The following is a 14,844-nucleotide window of genomic DNA, read 5'->3' as shown; positions in this document are numbered from 1 at the left end:
AACTTCGGAATCGTGAGCTAAGTCCCTATTTACAAATAATAGATATATATAAAAGACTTGTCAATCACGACAAGTCTTTTTTTTTGAAACAAATTGAACCATGTACACATTAAAAACTACCTATAAAAAAATACTAGCAGACACCATTACGCCTGTAAACGTATATCTGAAAATCAGAGACAAATACCCAAACAGCTTGTTATTGGAAAGTAGCGATTATCACGCTAGCGGAAATAGTTTTTCGTATGTATGTTGCAATCCAATCGCAAGTATTAAAGTGGAAAACGAAACGCTTACACGCGAATATCCAAACGGAGAAAAAGACAGCATTGCTATTGAAGCTACTACGGATGTTCCTGCGTTGATTCATGAGTTTTCACAACAATTTAAAACCGATAAAAACGATTTCAAATTCATCAATAATGGTTTGTTCGGTTATATTGCATATGATGCTGTTCGATATTTTGAAGATGTAGAAATTACCAAAAAAGAAGAATCGCTCAACATTCCTGATATGTACTATGCGATCTATCAAAATATTATTGCTTTCAATCATTTTAAAAACGAAGCATATATCTTTTCGCATTGTTATAATAAAGAAGACAATATTGCTACGATTGAACATTTATTGAGCTCAAGAAACTTTACCACATACAATTTTACAATTGATGGTGAACGTACTTCAAATTTAAACGATGAACAGTTTAAACAAAATGTAGCCTTAGCTAAAAAACACTGTTACCGCGGTGATGTATTTCAATTGGTTTTATCGAGACGGTTTATTCAAAAATTTAAAGGAGACGAGTTTAATGTATATCGTGCATTGCGAAGTATCAATCCGTCTCCTTACCTATTTTATTTTGACTATGGCGATTTTAAAATCTTTGGTTCTTCACCAGAAGCACAATTAGTTGTAAAAGACAATCATACTGAAATTCATCCAATTGCAGGAACCTTCAAACGTACTGGAAATGACGAAGAAGATGCTGAATCTGCTAAAAGACTGTTTGACGATCCAAAAGAAAATGCAGAACATGTGATGTTAGTTGATTTGGCTCGAAACGACTTAAGTCGAAATGGAAACCAAGTACAAGTAGAAACCTATAAAGAATTGCAATTCTTTTCACATGTTATTCACTTGGTATCAAAAGTAACCGCGCAAAAACATAAAAACGCACTAACCATGCAAGTTGTAGCAGACACATTTCCTGCGGGAACTTTAAGTGGAGCGCCAAAACATAAAGCCATGCAACTGATTGAAAAGTACGAAACGTCCAATCGTGATTTTTATGGTGGCGCTATCGGATTTATGGATTTTCATGGAAACTTTAATCATGCCATTATGATTCGAACATTTCTAAGCAAAAACCACAAATTACATTACCAAGCTGGCGCAGGAATTGTCGCAAAATCATCTGAAGAAAATGAAAATCAAGAAGTATATAACAAATTAAGAGCTTTAAATACTGCCTTAGAAATTGCAGAAACGATCTAGGAAATATTAAATGTAAAATGCTAAACTTTAAATATAAAATTTAGATTCTAAGAAACATAATTACTAAAAAAAACACCAAACGTCACTTCGAGTGAATTTGTGAAACAAATTTGTATCGAGAAGTACTTTGAAAATAAAAAGTGAGAAAGCCAATAGCTATAGGCTAGAAGCGAAAAGCCAATAAAAAAATGAAAAAAATATTAGTCATAGATAATTACGATAGCTTCACATACAACCTTGTACATTATTTAGAAGATTTAGATTGTGATGTCACGGTTAAAAGAAATGATCAACTTTCGTTGGAAGAAGTAGATGATTACGAAAAAATCATTCTTTCCCCAGGTCCAGGAATTCCTGACGAAGCTGGCTTATTAAAACCAATCATTGCAGCATATGCACCTACTAAAAGTATTTTAGGTGTTTGCCTAGGACAACAAGCAATTGGAGAAGTTTTTGGAGGAACTTTATCCAACTTAGCAGAAGTGTATCATGGTGTCGCAACGAAAGTAGAAATAAGTGTTGATGACGAATTGTTATTTGAAGGCTTACCAAAAAGCTTTGAAGTTGGTCGTTACCATTCATGGATTGTAACCAATCCGCTTCCTGAGAGTTTAGAAGCGACTTCTTTTGATGAAAACGGACAAATCATGTCGTTACGTCACAAAGAATATGATGTTCGCGGTGTACAATATCATCCTGAATCCGTATTAACGCCGCATGGAAAACAAATCTTAGAAAATTGGGTAAAAAACTAGATGTTAGCTACTAGAATTGAGTATTGAGATGGTTTTGAAACGATTTGAAACGTCATTGCGAGGAGTTTGCGACGCGGTAATCTGTTTCTTGAAAACTGTAAACATTATTAAAACTCGTCTTAATTCTAAATACTAAAGTCTCAATACTAAAAAACATAAAACTTGAATCATTCAATCATTGAATTTTTCAATCTTTTAATCAAAACAAATGAAAAAATTACTTAATAGACTGATCAACCACGAAAGTATTACCGAAGCGGAAGCAAAACAGGTAATTGTTAACATTTCGAAAGATATGTACAATCCGAGTCAGATTGCTTCTTTCCTTACAGTATTCATGATGCGAAGTGTAACATTAGCAGAACTAAAAGGTTTCCGTGATGCTTTATTAGAATTATGTATTCCTGTAGATTTATCTGCCTACAATGCCATTGATTTATGCGGAACTGGTGGCGATGGAAAAGATACTTTCAATATTTCAACCTTAGCTTCTTTTATTACAGCTGGTGCTGGCGTAAAAGTAGCAAAACATGGAAACTATGGAGTTTCGTCAGTAAGTGGTTCATCAAACGTAATGGAACATTTAGGCATTAAATTTACCAATGATATTAATTTCCTAGAAAAAAGTATTGACAAAGCTGGAATTTGTGTATTACACGCACCACTATTTCATCCTGCCATGAAAAATGTAGCTCCAATCCGTAGAGCTTTAGGTGTAAAAACCTTTTTCAACATGTTGGGACCAATGGTAAATCCGTCGTTTCCAAAAAATCAAATGGTTGGAGTTTTCAATTTAGAATTGGCAAGAATGTATGGTTATTTATATCAAAATACAGATAAAAATTACACCATTTTACACGCCTTAGATGGTTATGATGAAATTTCATTAACTGGTGCCACAAAAGCTATTCGAAATAATTCTGAAGAAATGCTAACACCTGAAGATTTTGGAGTTCCACAACATACTCAAGCTTCTATTTATGGAGGAGATTCTGTGGCGTCTGCAGCAAAAATCTTTACAGACATCTTAGAAGGAAACGGAACCGATCCGCAGAATAATGTAGTTTGTGCAAATGCAGGAATGGCAATAGCAACTGTAAAAGGTTTGGAAGCTAAAGAAGGTTTCGAAATTGCAAAGGAATCTCTGCAATCTGGAAAAGCATTACAAGTATTGAAAAAATTACAGGAATTGAGTAAATAGAAAATACGTCATACTGAACTTGATTCAGCATCACATAAAAAACATAAAAAATCCCGCTTTCATAGGAATAAAAATTGAATATTTTCATGACCATTTTAGATAAAATAATAGCAGATAAATACAAAGAAGTTTCACTAAAAAAAAGTATCGTACCAGTGTCGCATTTGGAGCGTTCGGCATTGTTTGATCGTGAAACTTCTTCTTTATCTAATGCGCTACGAAATAGCAATACAGGAATTATTTCCGAATTCAAAAGACGTTCGCCTTCCAAAAGTGTTATCAATCAGAGTGCAAGTGTACAAGATGTTGCTACCGGATATGAAAATGCAGGTGTTTGCGGAATATCCGTTTTAACTGACGGAAAATATTTTGGAGGTTCTCTAGATGACGTTTTATTAGCAAGAGCTAGCGCGCAACTACCAATTTTACGAAAAGAGTTTATTATTGATGAATATCAAATTATAGAAGCCAAATCGTATGGAGCAGATGTTATTTTGCTCATTGCAGCTGTGTTGACACGTGAAGAAATAAAAAACTTATCCGAAACCGCCAAAAGCCTAGGCTTGGATGTTTTACTGGAAGTACACAACTTAGAAGAATTGCAAAAATCCATCATGCCATCATTGGACATGTTAGGTGTAAACAATAGAAACTTAAAAACCTTTGAAGTTAGCACAGCTATTAGTAAAGAATTATCAACGCATATTCCTGATGATTTTGTAAAAGTATCAGAAAGTGGAATTAGTTCTGTGGCAGCGATCAAAGATTTAAAACCCTATGGATACCAAGGTTTTTTAATTGGTGAAAATTTTATGAAAACTGAAAATCCGGGGAAAAGTGCTTTAGAATTTATTCAGGAACTGAAGAAATAAGTTGTCACATCGAGCGCAGTCAAGATGTGTATAAAATAACGAATTAAATAGATTCTCGATTTCTCGGGAAAGCAAAACAAATTTTACCATGAAACTCAAAATATGTGGAATGAAATACGAAGACAATATGAAAGCTGTAAGTACATTACAACCAGATTATTTGGGTTTTATATTTTATGAAAAATCATCACGTTTTTTTAATACTGTGATTCCTAAAATTCCTAATGGAATTAAAAAAACTGGTGTCTTTGTCAATGCTTCACAAGAAGAAATTCTCAGTAAAGTAAAACTATATAATTTACAAGCAATACAATTACACGGTAAAGAAACTCCTGAATTTTGTGATGAGTTACAAAAACGCATTTCGACTCCGCTCAATGCTCAGATTGAAATCATCAAGGTATTTTCTATAAAAGACGAATTTAATTTTGACGTTTTAAAACCATATGAAACTTTTGTTGACTACTTTTTGTTTGATACAAAAGGAAAATTACCTGGCGGAAATGGCGTAACGTTTGATTGGAAAGTTTTAGAAAACTATTCATCAGAAAAACCATTTTTTTTAAGTGGTGGAATTGGCTTGGAAACCATCGCAAAATTAGATGATTTTAAGAAAAGTAAAGCTTCCAAATATTGTTATGCTTTAGATGTAAATAGCAAGTTTGAAATCGTTCCAGGATTAAAGAACATTGAAGAATTGAAGAGTTTTAAAGAATTAATTTAATAATTAAAGTCTGAATCAAGTTCAGACTGACGTAAAAAACAAAACAGCTCGTCATGCTGAACTTGATTCAGCATCACATAAAAAAGATAATGCAAAAAAGTTATACATACATATTGACTAACAAATATAGAACTACTTTTTATGTAGGTGTAACAGCTAATCTAAAAGAGAGATTGATACAGCATGCTTCTGGAATGGGTTCAAAATTCACTAAAAAATATGCGATAATTGATTTAATATATTATGAAGAATTTATAGATATAAATCAAGCGATTGCCCGAGAAAAACAATTAAAGAATTGGAAAAGAGATTGGAAAATTGATTTAGTTAAAGAACTGAATCCAAAACTTGAAACTTTAGTATTATAAAAATAAAATTATGTGAGTCTGAATCAAGTTCAGACTGACGTAAAAAACAAAACAGTTCGTCATGCTGAACTTGATTCAGCATCACACAAAAAAGATAATCATCACACTATGAAAAAGACATATCACGTGAACGAAAAAGGATATTACGGCACATTTGGCGGCGCGTATATTCCTGAAATGTTATATCCAAATGTAGAAGAACTTCGCCAAAAGTATTTAGAAATCATGTATGAAGATTCTTTTCAAAAAGAATTCAAACAATTACTAAAAGACTATGTTGGTCGTCCATCGCCACTGTTTTATGCAGAACGTTTATCGGCTAAATATAACACCAAAATTTACTTAAAACGTGAGGACTTAAACCATACAGGCGCTCACAAAGTCAACAACACAATTGGACAAATTTTGATGGCAAAGCGTTTAGGTAAAACCCGTATTATTGCTGAAACTGGCGCTGGACAACACGGTGTTGCCACAGCAACGGTTTGTGCGTTAATGGGCATGGAATGTATTGTATATATGGGCGAAATTGATATTGCACGCCAAGCACCAAATGTAGCACGTATGAAAATGTTAGGTGCTGAGGTTCGTGCAGCGATGTCTGGAAGTAGAACCTTAAAAGATGCCACAAACGAAGCTATTCGCGATTGGATCAGCAATCCTGTTAATACACATTATATTATTGGTTCGGTAGTTGGTCCACATCCGTATCCAGATATGGTAGCACGTTTTCAAGCTGTAATTTCAGAAGAAATAGAATGGCAATTAAACGAAAAAGAAGGTCGCTCCTATCCTAATCATGTAATTGCATGTGTTGGCGGCGGAAGTAATGCAGCAGGCGCTTTTTATCAATATTTAGATGACGAACGTGTCAACTTAATTGCGGTAGAAGCCGCTGGAAAAGGAATTCATTCAGGCGAAAGTGCTGCCACTTCTGTTTTAGGAGAAGATGGAATTATCCACGGAAGTAGAACCTTATTAATGCAAACCAAAGACGGACAAATCACAGAACCGTATTCTATTTCCGCTGGTTTAGATTATCCTGGTGTTGGTCCAATGCACGCACATTTATACGCTAGTAAACGAGCAGAATTCATTTCTGTTACAGATGATGAAGCAATGACTGCTGGTTTGGAATTATCGCAACTAGAAGGAATTATTCCAGCTATAGAAACTTCGCATGCGTTGGCGGTTTTTGATACAAGAAAATTCAAAGAAGACGAAATTGTTGTCTTGAATTTATCAGGTCGCGGAGATAAAGATTTAAACACATATATTGATTATTTTAAATTATAGTAATGAGATGTTAGTAATGAGATATGACAAAATAAAACCGACATCTCAATACTAATGACTCAATACTCAATACTATTACCATGAACAGAATAAATCAAAAGTTACAAGAAGATAAAAAACTATTATCTATATATTTTACGGCAGGTTATCCAAGTTTGAATGATACTGTTGGTGTGATTGAAAACTTAGAGAAAAGCGGTGTCGATATGATCGAAATTGGTTTACCTTTTAGCGATCCTTTAGCAGATGGACCAACGATTCAAGCGAGCTCTACTCTAGCCTTAGAAAATGGAATGACAAGCGAAATTTTGTTTGGTCAATTAAAAGATATTCGCAAAACGGTTTCTATTCCTTTGATTATTATGGGCTATCTAAATCCAATGATGCAATATGGAATTGAAGCATTTTGCGCAAAATGTCAAGAAGTTGGTATTGATGGTTTAATTATTCCTGATATGCCTGTCGATGTATATCATGAACAGTATCAAGCCATTTTTGAGAAGTACGGTCTGATCAATGTATTTTTGATTACGCCGCAAACTTCTGAGGAACGTATTCAATTTATTGATAGCATTTCCAATGGATTTATCTACATGGTAAGTTCTGCTGGAACTACAGGTGCCAAAAATAGTTTTGGCAATGCACAAGCTGATTATTTTGATAGAATTGGAAATATGAATTTGAAGAATCCGCAAATTGTCGGTTTCGGAATTTCCAATCATGAAACATTTACACAAGCAACTCACAAAGCAAAAGGCGCCATTATTGGAAGTGCATTTATCAAGCATCTCACACAAAACGGCACGAATACCATTCCTAGTTTTGTGAATAAAATTCTTAATACATAATCTTTTTCCTAAATACTTACGGAAGCGGGTTTAAAACTCGCTTTTTTTATGCGATAATTCCGTGAATTATAGTTCTAATTCTTGGAATTGTCGTTTCTACTTGTTGACTCACATTAACTTTTACTCTTGTTTTGTTTTCGTAATTGACTGACTATCAATTTAATTAACCTACACTTTTAAGTGTAGTAGTATTAACTTTAACGAACATACATTATGAAAAAACAAAAATTAAGTAAAGGTTTAAGCTTAAAGAAAACGGCTATTTCTGATTTAAACAACATGTACGGTGGTGCGACTGATACAGGTGGTGGCGGAAACCCAATTGAAATCAAAACATTACCTATTTGGGCATGTAAAATACAAAAGCCAAGTAGAGCTGCACAAAATACATGTCAGTTTTCGTGCGCACATAATAATCAGCCTTCTTGTAATTGGTCAGATTGTTGCTAAAAAATAGTTCATCTATAACCTGAATGTTTTCACATTCAGGTTTTTATTTCTTGTATTTTAATTTATCTATACTGTAGATTTAGTATCTAATAGAAATGATACTTCTTCACAATCAAAAAAATAGTACTTTTAAACACTATTAACGAAGTTATTAGGAGATACATTTGACATTAGAGAATTTCACAACCAAGTATTGAACACAGGTTGTATTTCGCTACAATTTCCTGAAGATAAAATAAATGCATGGATTCAAAAAAGAAAAAACGCATCAGCACAAAAACGACATTGCATCCACGCAACAAACACAAAGGACGTTATGATTTTGCTGTGCTAACGAAAGCTTGTCCTGAATTAACGCCTTTTGTTCAGTTGAATAAGTTTGGTGATACATCTATAGACTTTTTTGACCCAAAAGCGGTTAAAATGCTCAATAAAGCATTGTTGAAACAGTATTATTCAATTGATTATTGGGATATTCCTGAACATTATCTTTGCCCGCCAATTCCGGGTAGAGCAGATTATATTCATCATTTGGCTACGCTTTTGACGGAAACGAATCAGGGAAAAATTCCGAAAGGAGAAAAAATCATCTGTTTAGATATTGGCACAGGCGCAAATTGTATTTATCCAATCATCGGAACTCAAGAATATGGTTGGTCGTTTATAGCTTCAGACATTGATGAAGTTTCTATTGAAAACGCACGGAATATCGTTGCTAGAAACGAACATTTAAAAGATCGCATAGAGATTCGTCAACAGAAAAATCCAAATCAAATTTTCAAAGGAATTATTCAGCAGAAAGATCAAATTACGATAGCACTTTGCAATCCGCCATTCCACAAATCTGCCAAAGAAGCCCAAGCTGGCACACTAAGAAAACTGAATAACTTAAAAGGTACAAAGGTTACGAAAGCCGAATTGAATTTTGGCGGACAGAGTAATGAGTTATGGTGTAAAGGCGGCGAAAAGAAGTTTATTAAAAACATGATTAAAGAAAGTAAACAGTTTTCTAAACAATGTACATGGTTTACAACTTTAGTCTCGAAAGAAGTGAACTTGCCTGCTATTTATGATGCTTTAAAACGTGTAAACGCAAGTACTGTAAAAACGATTCCTATGGGACAAGGCAATAAAGTAAGTCGAATTGTAGCTTGGAGTTTTGTCTAAAAACGCTTCTAGCTAAATAAAAACTGTACATTTGCTGCTTAAACTAAAAAATGATGAACACTTGTAAAAACAGAACGATGTAATTTGGTGTGTCCAAAGTTGAAATTTCGATTTCAATTACCACAGAAGCTTAAAAAATAATATTGAATTAAAAACTTAAAAAATGAGTAACATATTTTTTACTTCAGATCATCACTTTGGACATAAAAACATCCTTAAATTTTCTGAACGTCCGTTTACAGATGTAGATGAAATGGACGAAATATTAATCCAGAAATGGAATGAAAAAATAAACCCAGAAGACGAAGTATATCATCTTGGCGATGTTGGACTGTCTTCTTCAGGGAAATTAAGAAAGATTTTAGAACGTTTACACGGGAAAATCTATTTGATTAATGGAAATCACGAAAAATCTGCGCAAGCGTGTCATACACGATTTGAATGGATTAAAGATTATTACGAATTAGTCATTAAAGACGAAGAATTTGAGCGAGGTGAACAAATGATCGTATTGTTTCATTATGCACTTCGCGAGTGGAATGCTTCTCATTGGGGAACATACCATTTATACGGACATTCACACGGAACCTTGCCTGACGATCCTACTTCATTATCATTTGATATTGGTGTTGATTGTCATGACTTTTATCCGTTATCGTATGCAGAAGTGAAAGCCATTATGAAAACAAAAAAATGGAAACCTCCTTTTGAAAAGGAAAATAGATAATGATATACAATTATGAGCTTTGATGTAAAAATTAAAGCTCATTTCTTTTCACTGTGTTTTCTTTCGTTTATTTTATTATATTTGAGAGACATTAAAACTAATTATGATTAAAAAACTACTTTGCTTAACCTTCCTGTTATGCACTTTTGTAACAGTTCAAGCACAAGAATTTGAAGTTCCAGACTACTCTTTAGTAAAAGCTGAAGATTATGAAAAATATGAATCTGATATTGTTGCTGCAACAAAATGGTTAGTAGAAACACCTATTAACTCAAAAAAAGAGAAACGAATAGAAGTACAAAAGTTTGTATTCAAATGGCTTGAAGGAACTCCCAAAATTAGCATGAATGTTTCTCCTGATATTGTTACTTTTTTAGAATCTCCTGAATCTTTTATAATTTATCTCGCAGGATGGGCATCATATTGTATTGAAAATAATGATTATAAAAATGATCTCCAAGGAAACATTCGCGGTATTGAAAATGTGATTACTTTTTACAATGCTAATAAAAAAGTTTTAGGCAAAATTAAAGCTATTGAACGTTATAAAAAATTACAAAAGAAAGGAAAGCTTGAAAAGCACTTGCAATCTAAATTGTAATTTTTTCCATCATTCAAAAAACACTTACAAAAATTTTTTATATTTGAAATTAACTAACACTAATCAACATTAATAATTAAACTATGGAATGGTATTTAAAAGTAGTTCGTGATAACTACGCAAACTTTGAAGGAAGAGCAAGACGTCAAGAATATTGGATGTTTATATTATTTAACTTCTTAATCATTATTGGCTTACTGGTTTTAACTGGCATCTTAGGAGCACTTTCAGAATCATTGGCAGCGCTAGGAGGAATTGTATACGTTATCTATGCATTAGGAGTTTTAATTCCTAATCTTGCAGTAGCAGTAAGAAGATTACATGATACTGGCAAAAGTGGTTGGATGATTCTTGTATCATTTATTCCTTTAATTGGTGGAATTTGGTTCCTTATCTTAATGTGCACAGAAGGACAAGTAGGACCTAACCAATATGGACCAGATCCAAAAGCTGAATATCCAGAGGATTTAAACAACATTGGACCAAAGTCTAATAGCTAAAAAATAGTAAAAGTATCTTTTTGAAGATATTTTTCACAAAAAACTCCAAAAGTATCAATCTGCTTTTGGGGTTTTTTTATGTGTATTATTTTCTTAAAAAAACTCACGATACTGTAGCACGCGAAAATCAAACGTAGTAAATTTTGTATTTTCAGCTTTTAGTTTTCTGTACAAAGGAATACTTCCTACAGCACGATTGGCAGCTCCAGAAGCCGAAGTTAAGGAAACCGTTTTTATATACCTCGATTGTGTTTGTTTTGATATTTTTTTTGAATCTTTATCTGCTGCCAAACTCAAATCAAATTGATGAATTCTCGGAACTACATCAGAAACCACTTCTAGTTTCAAATTATATTGCTTGATATGTCTTCGGAAGAAATACTCTGGACCATTTTTAGAGTTTCCGCCAGTAAATAGAATGGTATGAATACTCGGATATTTTTGCAGATAACTAATTACATCACGCAATTGTATGTTTTGCATGCCTAAATCGGAAGCATCTATTTTTTCACGCTCACAACTATCTACAATATCACAAACACCAATTTTGTGTTGTATTAAGAATTGTTTTCGTTCTTCAATTGCAGCTTGCGAATTGTCGTATCGTAAGTTTAGGTTATGAATTTCATCAATAAATAGCCATAAAGAATTGTAATAACTGCCATAACAGAAATCTACATCTTTTTCGAGTAATTTGCCCGTAGAAAATCGCGGTGGTGGCAATGTTCCAACAATTAGTTTTTCTGTATTAGGCTGAATGAATGGTTGATATGGATGTTTATGAAAAAAACTCAATGCTATTGTTAACTTTTAATACGAAGGATTTTTTTTATGAGATAAAAAACTACAATTTTAATTATCTAGTTCTTCACGAAATTTACGCACATTGGTTACTACTTGTCGATACGTTTTTCTGTTTTGCGGACTCATGTGTGCTGATTCCGTAATAATTTCATCTAATAGTTCAATGGCTTTTGTTCGCTTTCCGTTTTTTTCATAAAACTTAGCCAATATCAAACGTTCTCCGTAATTAGAATAACGTTGATCGACTGTTTTTAAATTTTCTTCAGCTTCTTCTATCCTACCTAATTTATCTAAAGCCAATCCGTAGATATATTGTGATTTAGAATTTTTAAATTCGTGATTATCCTTAATTTCTTCTGCCAAACGAATCACTTCTTCATAGTTTTCTGATTGACTCATCGCGCTGATCATTTTCGTAATGACATAGAAATCTTTTTCGAAATTTCCTTTCAACGCAGCTTCATAGTGAATACTAGCATTTTCATAATCGCCATTTTCAAAATGCGCATCAGCAAGAGCTACTCTATTTTGAAAAGTATCTGAAAAGGCTAAACGTTTTTCGGCATCTTTTACTTTTTTAGAAGGAATGATTATCGTAGCAATTTCCTCCTTCATACTTTCCAAATCTGATTTATTGAATACTTGAGTAATCAAATAGATGATTGCTCCCAAAAAAGGCAGCATGAAGATTAGCAAATACCAGAAATATTCTTTCCTGTTCTTGTATGCATGATACAAACAGAATATTTGAAGTATAAGAACAGGTGTGTAAAAACGAAACATAAATTTATCGGATAAAAACTAATTCTTTTTCGTTAGACATTTCTTCGCTAAATCCGTAACCTTCATAATTAAATCCTTTTAAGTCATCAATAGTTTTCGCATCAGTATCAATAATATAACGTGTCATATAACCTCTTGCTAATTTTGCATACGTCATAATCGTTTTATACTCTCCGTTTTTTAAATCTTTAAAAACTGGTGTAATTACAGGTACTTTTAGCGCTTTAGCATCTACTGCTTTGTAATATTCGTTACTTGCTAAGTTTACAAATAATTCATCATCTTCTAATTCTGAATTTAATTGCGTTGTAATTTTCTTTTTCCAAAATTCATACAAGTTTTTGTTTTTACCAACAGGAAGTTTAGTTCCCATTTCCAAACGATATGCTTGCATTAAGTCTAGTGGTTTTAATAAACCATATTGTCCTGAAAGAATTCGAAGTGTACTTTGAAGTGTATCTATTTTTTCTTCTGGAAGTGTAAACGCGTTTAATCCTTGAAAAACAGCTCCACTAAATGTGTAAATACTTGGGCGCGCATTTTCAGTAGTAAATGGCAATTCCCAATCTTGGTTGCGTTGCCAATTGAGTTCTGCTAAAGCATCAGAAATATGCATTAACTTCCCTAAACTTTTTGGTGATTTTTTCTTTAAGATTTTACTTAAACGTTCTGCTTCTCTTAAGAAAGATGCTTCTGTATGTTTTTCCGTTGGAATTTTACTATCTAGGTCTAATGATTTTGCTGGTGATATGACAATCTTCATTTTATCTTTTTCGTTTTTTTGAATGTTAAATTTACTCTTTTTCTGGGACTATTTTACCATTTAGAAAAGCAAAATTATAATCGCCCTTTACATGAAAATCGGCAACATGAGCTTCTTCAAGTGTTGGAAACCATTTTTTCTTAGCATTATTGACTAAAATGAACAAACCTTCGGCATTTCCTACAGCACAAAAACGTTCAAAATTTCCATCATAAATTTCTATTGGTCGCATCGTTTGCAATTGATCGTACACAGCTTTATTATCTTGAGAAACGATTCCCATTTCGCTAATACTTACTATATCAGCAACGGAAAAAGGATTCGTGTTGATAATATCTAAATCCTTTCGTGCTATGAATTCAACAATATTCTTATCACAATCATAAAAATAGACTGCTTCTGCATTCCAATTAGAAAAATCTGCAACTTGCTTTCCTTCACACAGTAAAATATCAGTCCGTTGTTGAATCCATTGTAGCGCTTGTTGAATTTTATAGGATGAGATATTAATCGCAAAATGCGCAGGATTTGCTTGTGTTGATTTTACAAAAGTTAAGGAAGAAACTCCAACCTTTACACTAAAACTTTTTGCATTGGCAGCGATTAAAGGCAATTCTAATACTTGCGTATAAAATTCCTGTTGCGCTTCTAATTTAGTAGTAAAAAGGGTTAATTCGCTAATTTTCATAAGTTAAAATTACAGCTTTTTAAAGTGTTAAAACAAGGATTAAAAAAGTTATCTTTTATATGGAAATAAAGATATTTTATGATGACTTATAAATGGTACATTATCATTTGAAGAATTGTAACAAAGTAATGTTTCTAAGGACACATATAATGTATGAAAATCAAATCGAATGCAGCGCCGCAGGAATTAAACTCTCTTTTTTTTGTAGCAAATGAAAAATTCTGCCATGACTTCGAACGCTTTATTGCCAGTAAAAACGGAATGGTTAAAGGAAATTACAACGCATGGAGTTATACTGTTTTGGGTAAAATAGAAAGCAAAAGAAACTGGAATTTAAAGTATAAGAAAGCCATTTATTCTAGTACAGGAAGTTTATTTTCGGTTTTTTACAAAAATGAAGTTCTTTTAGATTTGGCAGAATGGACCTGCGTTAAATTGCATGACAAGGATATTTCTATTTTTATTCGTAAAAGACGATTTTTAGACAACCTAAGTATTCGTTTTTCAAGATTGAAACATGATAAAAATTATGTTATTAAAACAAATAAGAATTCTTCTAAATTCTTCTCTAAAATCATACAAATTTTAAATCCGCTTTTTGAAGAGGGAAAAATTTACACGATTCGGTTAAAAAATGATAAACTCACTATTCAGTTAAGAAGTAATGAACATCATTTTGATATTTTTGATGCGTTATTGTCACTTTAGTTACTGTTTTTCAGTATTTACCTTTTTTTTAGGTCATAGATATTTTTAACATAAAAACTTATAAAGGCTCACACTTTTCAACTTCACAAAAAAT

The 14,844-nt window shown here is 32.7% G+C and carries 18 protein-coding genes; 14 read left to right on the top strand and 4 right to left on the bottom strand.

Going from position 1 to position 14,844, the window contains the following annotated elements; translation table 11 throughout:
• The first annotated feature begins 100 nt into the window (after positions 1-100).
• The 13 genes from ACOQOS_RS20495 (at position 101) to ACOQOS_RS20435 (ending at position 11,004) form a co-directional block, all read left to right on the top strand.
• Entirely contained in the window at positions 101-1,495 is a 1,395-nt protein-coding gene (locus tag ACOQOS_RS20495) for an anthranilate synthase component I family protein (protein ID WP_420572347.1), read from the top strand.
• Between the two features lie 188 nt (positions 1,496-1,683).
• Complete coding sequence (locus ACOQOS_RS20490; RefSeq protein ID WP_420572346.1) at positions 1,684-2,250, top strand: anthranilate synthase component II; 567 nt, start codon at positions 1,684-1,686, stop codon at positions 2,248-2,250.
• A gap of 208 nt (positions 2,251-2,458) precedes the next feature.
• Positions 2,459-3,451, top strand: a complete 993-nt coding sequence (trpD, locus tag ACOQOS_RS20485) for an anthranilate phosphoribosyltransferase (protein ID WP_420572345.1) — start codon at positions 2,459-2,461, stop codon at positions 3,449-3,451.
• A gap of 86 nt (positions 3,452-3,537) precedes the next feature.
• A complete protein-coding gene (trpC, locus tag ACOQOS_RS20480; RefSeq protein WP_420572344.1) occupies positions 3,538-4,323 on the top strand; it encodes an indole-3-glycerol phosphate synthase TrpC in 786 nt (261 codons plus the stop codon).
• A gap of 88 nt (positions 4,324-4,411) precedes the next feature.
• A complete protein-coding gene (locus tag ACOQOS_RS20475) occupies positions 4,412-5,047 on the top strand; it encodes a phosphoribosylanthranilate isomerase (protein WP_420572343.1) in 636 nt (211 codons plus the stop codon).
• 53 nt (positions 5,048-5,100) lie between these two features.
• Positions 5,101-5,415 (top strand): GIY-YIG nuclease family protein, encoded by a 315-nt coding sequence (locus ACOQOS_RS20470; RefSeq protein ID WP_420572342.1) that lies wholly within the window; start codon positions 5,101-5,103, stop codon positions 5,413-5,415.
• A gap of 108 nt (positions 5,416-5,523) precedes the next feature.
• Positions 5,524-6,711, top strand: a complete 1,188-nt coding sequence (trpB, locus tag ACOQOS_RS20465; protein WP_420575168.1) for a tryptophan synthase subunit beta — start codon at positions 5,524-5,526, stop codon at positions 6,709-6,711.
• Between the two features lie 80 nt (positions 6,712-6,791).
• Positions 6,792-7,559, top strand: coding sequence for a tryptophan synthase subunit alpha (trpA, locus tag ACOQOS_RS20460; RefSeq protein ID WP_420572341.1), 768 nt, complete (start codon positions 6,792-6,794; stop codon positions 7,557-7,559).
• 213 nt (positions 7,560-7,772) lie between these two features.
• Positions 7,773-8,009: a class I lanthipeptide gene (locus tag ACOQOS_RS20455; protein WP_420572340.1), complete on the top strand. Its 237-nt coding sequence runs from the start codon at positions 7,773-7,775 to the stop codon at positions 8,007-8,009.
• Between the two features lie 243 nt (positions 8,010-8,252).
• Positions 8,253-9,176, top strand: a complete 924-nt coding sequence (rlmF, locus tag ACOQOS_RS20450; RefSeq protein WP_420572339.1) for a 23S rRNA (adenine(1618)-N(6))-methyltransferase RlmF — start codon at positions 8,253-8,255, stop codon at positions 9,174-9,176.
• Between the two features lie 163 nt (positions 9,177-9,339).
• Entirely contained in the window at positions 9,340-9,903 is a 564-nt protein-coding gene (locus ACOQOS_RS20445; RefSeq protein ID WP_420572338.1) for a metallophosphoesterase family protein, read from the top strand.
• 103 nt (positions 9,904-10,006) lie between these two features.
• Positions 10,007-10,504 carry a hypothetical protein gene (locus ACOQOS_RS20440; RefSeq protein ID WP_420572337.1) on the top strand — a complete coding sequence of 166 codons (498 nt, stop codon included), beginning with the start codon at positions 10,007-10,009 and terminating at the stop codon, positions 10,502-10,504.
• An 83-nt stretch (positions 10,505-10,587) separates the two neighbouring features.
• The gene (locus ACOQOS_RS20435) at positions 10,588-11,004 is read left to right on the top strand and encodes a DUF805 domain-containing protein (protein WP_420572336.1); all 417 of its coding nucleotides are present in this window, start codon (positions 10,588-10,590) and stop codon (positions 11,002-11,004) included.
• Positions 11,005-11,097: 93 nt separating this feature from the next.
• On the opposite strand, the gene ACOQOS_RS20430 is transcribed toward ACOQOS_RS20435, so the two are convergent.
• From ACOQOS_RS20430 to ACOQOS_RS20415, 4 genes are read right to left on the bottom strand one after another with little or no spacing between them, the layout of a single operon-like run.
• The gene (locus tag ACOQOS_RS20430; protein ID WP_420572335.1) at positions 11,098-11,799 is read right to left on the bottom strand and encodes a uracil-DNA glycosylase family protein; all 702 of its coding nucleotides are present in this window, start codon (positions 11,797-11,799) and stop codon (positions 11,098-11,100) included.
• A gap of 57 nt (positions 11,800-11,856) precedes the next feature.
• Positions 11,857-12,591, bottom strand: a complete 735-nt coding sequence (locus tag ACOQOS_RS20425; protein WP_420572334.1) for a hypothetical protein — start codon at positions 12,589-12,591, stop codon at positions 11,857-11,859.
• 4 nt (positions 12,592-12,595) lie between these two features.
• A complete protein-coding gene (gene yaaA / locus ACOQOS_RS20420; protein ID WP_420572333.1) occupies positions 12,596-13,354 on the bottom strand; it encodes a peroxide stress protein YaaA in 759 nt (252 codons plus the stop codon).
• A gap of 31 nt (positions 13,355-13,385) precedes the next feature.
• A complete protein-coding gene (locus ACOQOS_RS20415; RefSeq protein WP_420572332.1) occupies positions 13,386-14,042 on the bottom strand; it encodes a VOC family protein in 657 nt (218 codons plus the stop codon).
• A 153-nt stretch (positions 14,043-14,195) separates the two neighbouring features.
• Between ACOQOS_RS20415 and ACOQOS_RS20410 the strand changes: the two genes are divergently transcribed.
• Positions 14,196-14,750, top strand: coding sequence for a hypothetical protein (locus tag ACOQOS_RS20410; protein WP_420572331.1), 555 nt, complete (start codon positions 14,196-14,198; stop codon positions 14,748-14,750).
• Positions 14,751-14,844: the final 94 nt, after the last annotated feature.

Origin of the sequence: Kordia sp. (assembly GCF_965224175.1) — a bacterium.
Lineage (GTDB): Bacteria > Bacteroidota > Bacteroidia > Flavobacteriales > Flavobacteriaceae > Kordia.
This window is presented reverse-complemented; position numbering and strand designations above follow the sequence as displayed.

Coding starts and splice junctions, on each gene's coding strand:
- ACOQOS_RS20495 (WP_420572347.1), top strand. CDS start 101: ATGTACACATTAAAAACTACCTATAAAAAAATACTAGCAGACACCATT.
- ACOQOS_RS20490 (WP_420572346.1), top strand. CDS start 1,684: ATGAAAAAAATATTAGTCATAGATAATTACGATAGCTTCACATACAAC.
- trpD (WP_420572345.1), top strand. CDS start 2,459: ATGAAAAAATTACTTAATAGACTGATCAACCACGAAAGTATTACCGAA.
- trpC (WP_420572344.1), top strand. CDS start 3,538: ATGACCATTTTAGATAAAATAATAGCAGATAAATACAAAGAAGTTTCA.
- ACOQOS_RS20475 (WP_420572343.1), top strand. CDS start 4,412: ATGAAACTCAAAATATGTGGAATGAAATACGAAGACAATATGAAAGCT.
- ACOQOS_RS20470 (WP_420572342.1), top strand. CDS start 5,101: ATGCTGAACTTGATTCAGCATCACATAAAAAAGATAATGCAAAAAAGT.
- trpB (WP_420575168.1), top strand. CDS start 5,524: ATGAAAAAGACATATCACGTGAACGAAAAAGGATATTACGGCACATTT.
- trpA (WP_420572341.1), top strand. CDS start 6,792: ATGAACAGAATAAATCAAAAGTTACAAGAAGATAAAAAACTATTATCT.
- ACOQOS_RS20455 (WP_420572340.1), top strand. CDS start 7,773: ATGAAAAAACAAAAATTAAGTAAAGGTTTAAGCTTAAAGAAAACGGCT.
- rlmF (WP_420572339.1), top strand. CDS start 8,253: ATGGATTCAAAAAAGAAAAAACGCATCAGCACAAAAACGACATTGCAT.
- ACOQOS_RS20445 (WP_420572338.1), top strand. CDS start 9,340: ATGAGTAACATATTTTTTACTTCAGATCATCACTTTGGACATAAAAAC.
- ACOQOS_RS20440 (WP_420572337.1), top strand. CDS start 10,007: ATGATTAAAAAACTACTTTGCTTAACCTTCCTGTTATGCACTTTTGTA.
- ACOQOS_RS20435 (WP_420572336.1), top strand. CDS start 10,588: ATGGAATGGTATTTAAAAGTAGTTCGTGATAACTACGCAAACTTTGAA.
- ACOQOS_RS20425 (WP_420572334.1), bottom strand. CDS start 12,591: ATGTTTCGTTTTTACACACCTGTTCTTATACTTCAAATATTCTGTTTG.
- yaaA (WP_420572333.1), bottom strand. CDS start 13,354: ATGAAGATTGTCATATCACCAGCAAAATCATTAGACCTAGATAGTAAA.
- ACOQOS_RS20415 (WP_420572332.1), bottom strand. CDS start 14,042: ATGAAAATTAGCGAATTAACCCTTTTTACTACTAAATTAGAAGCGCAA.
- ACOQOS_RS20410 (WP_420572331.1), top strand. CDS start 14,196: ATGAAAATCAAATCGAATGCAGCGCCGCAGGAATTAAACTCTCTTTTT.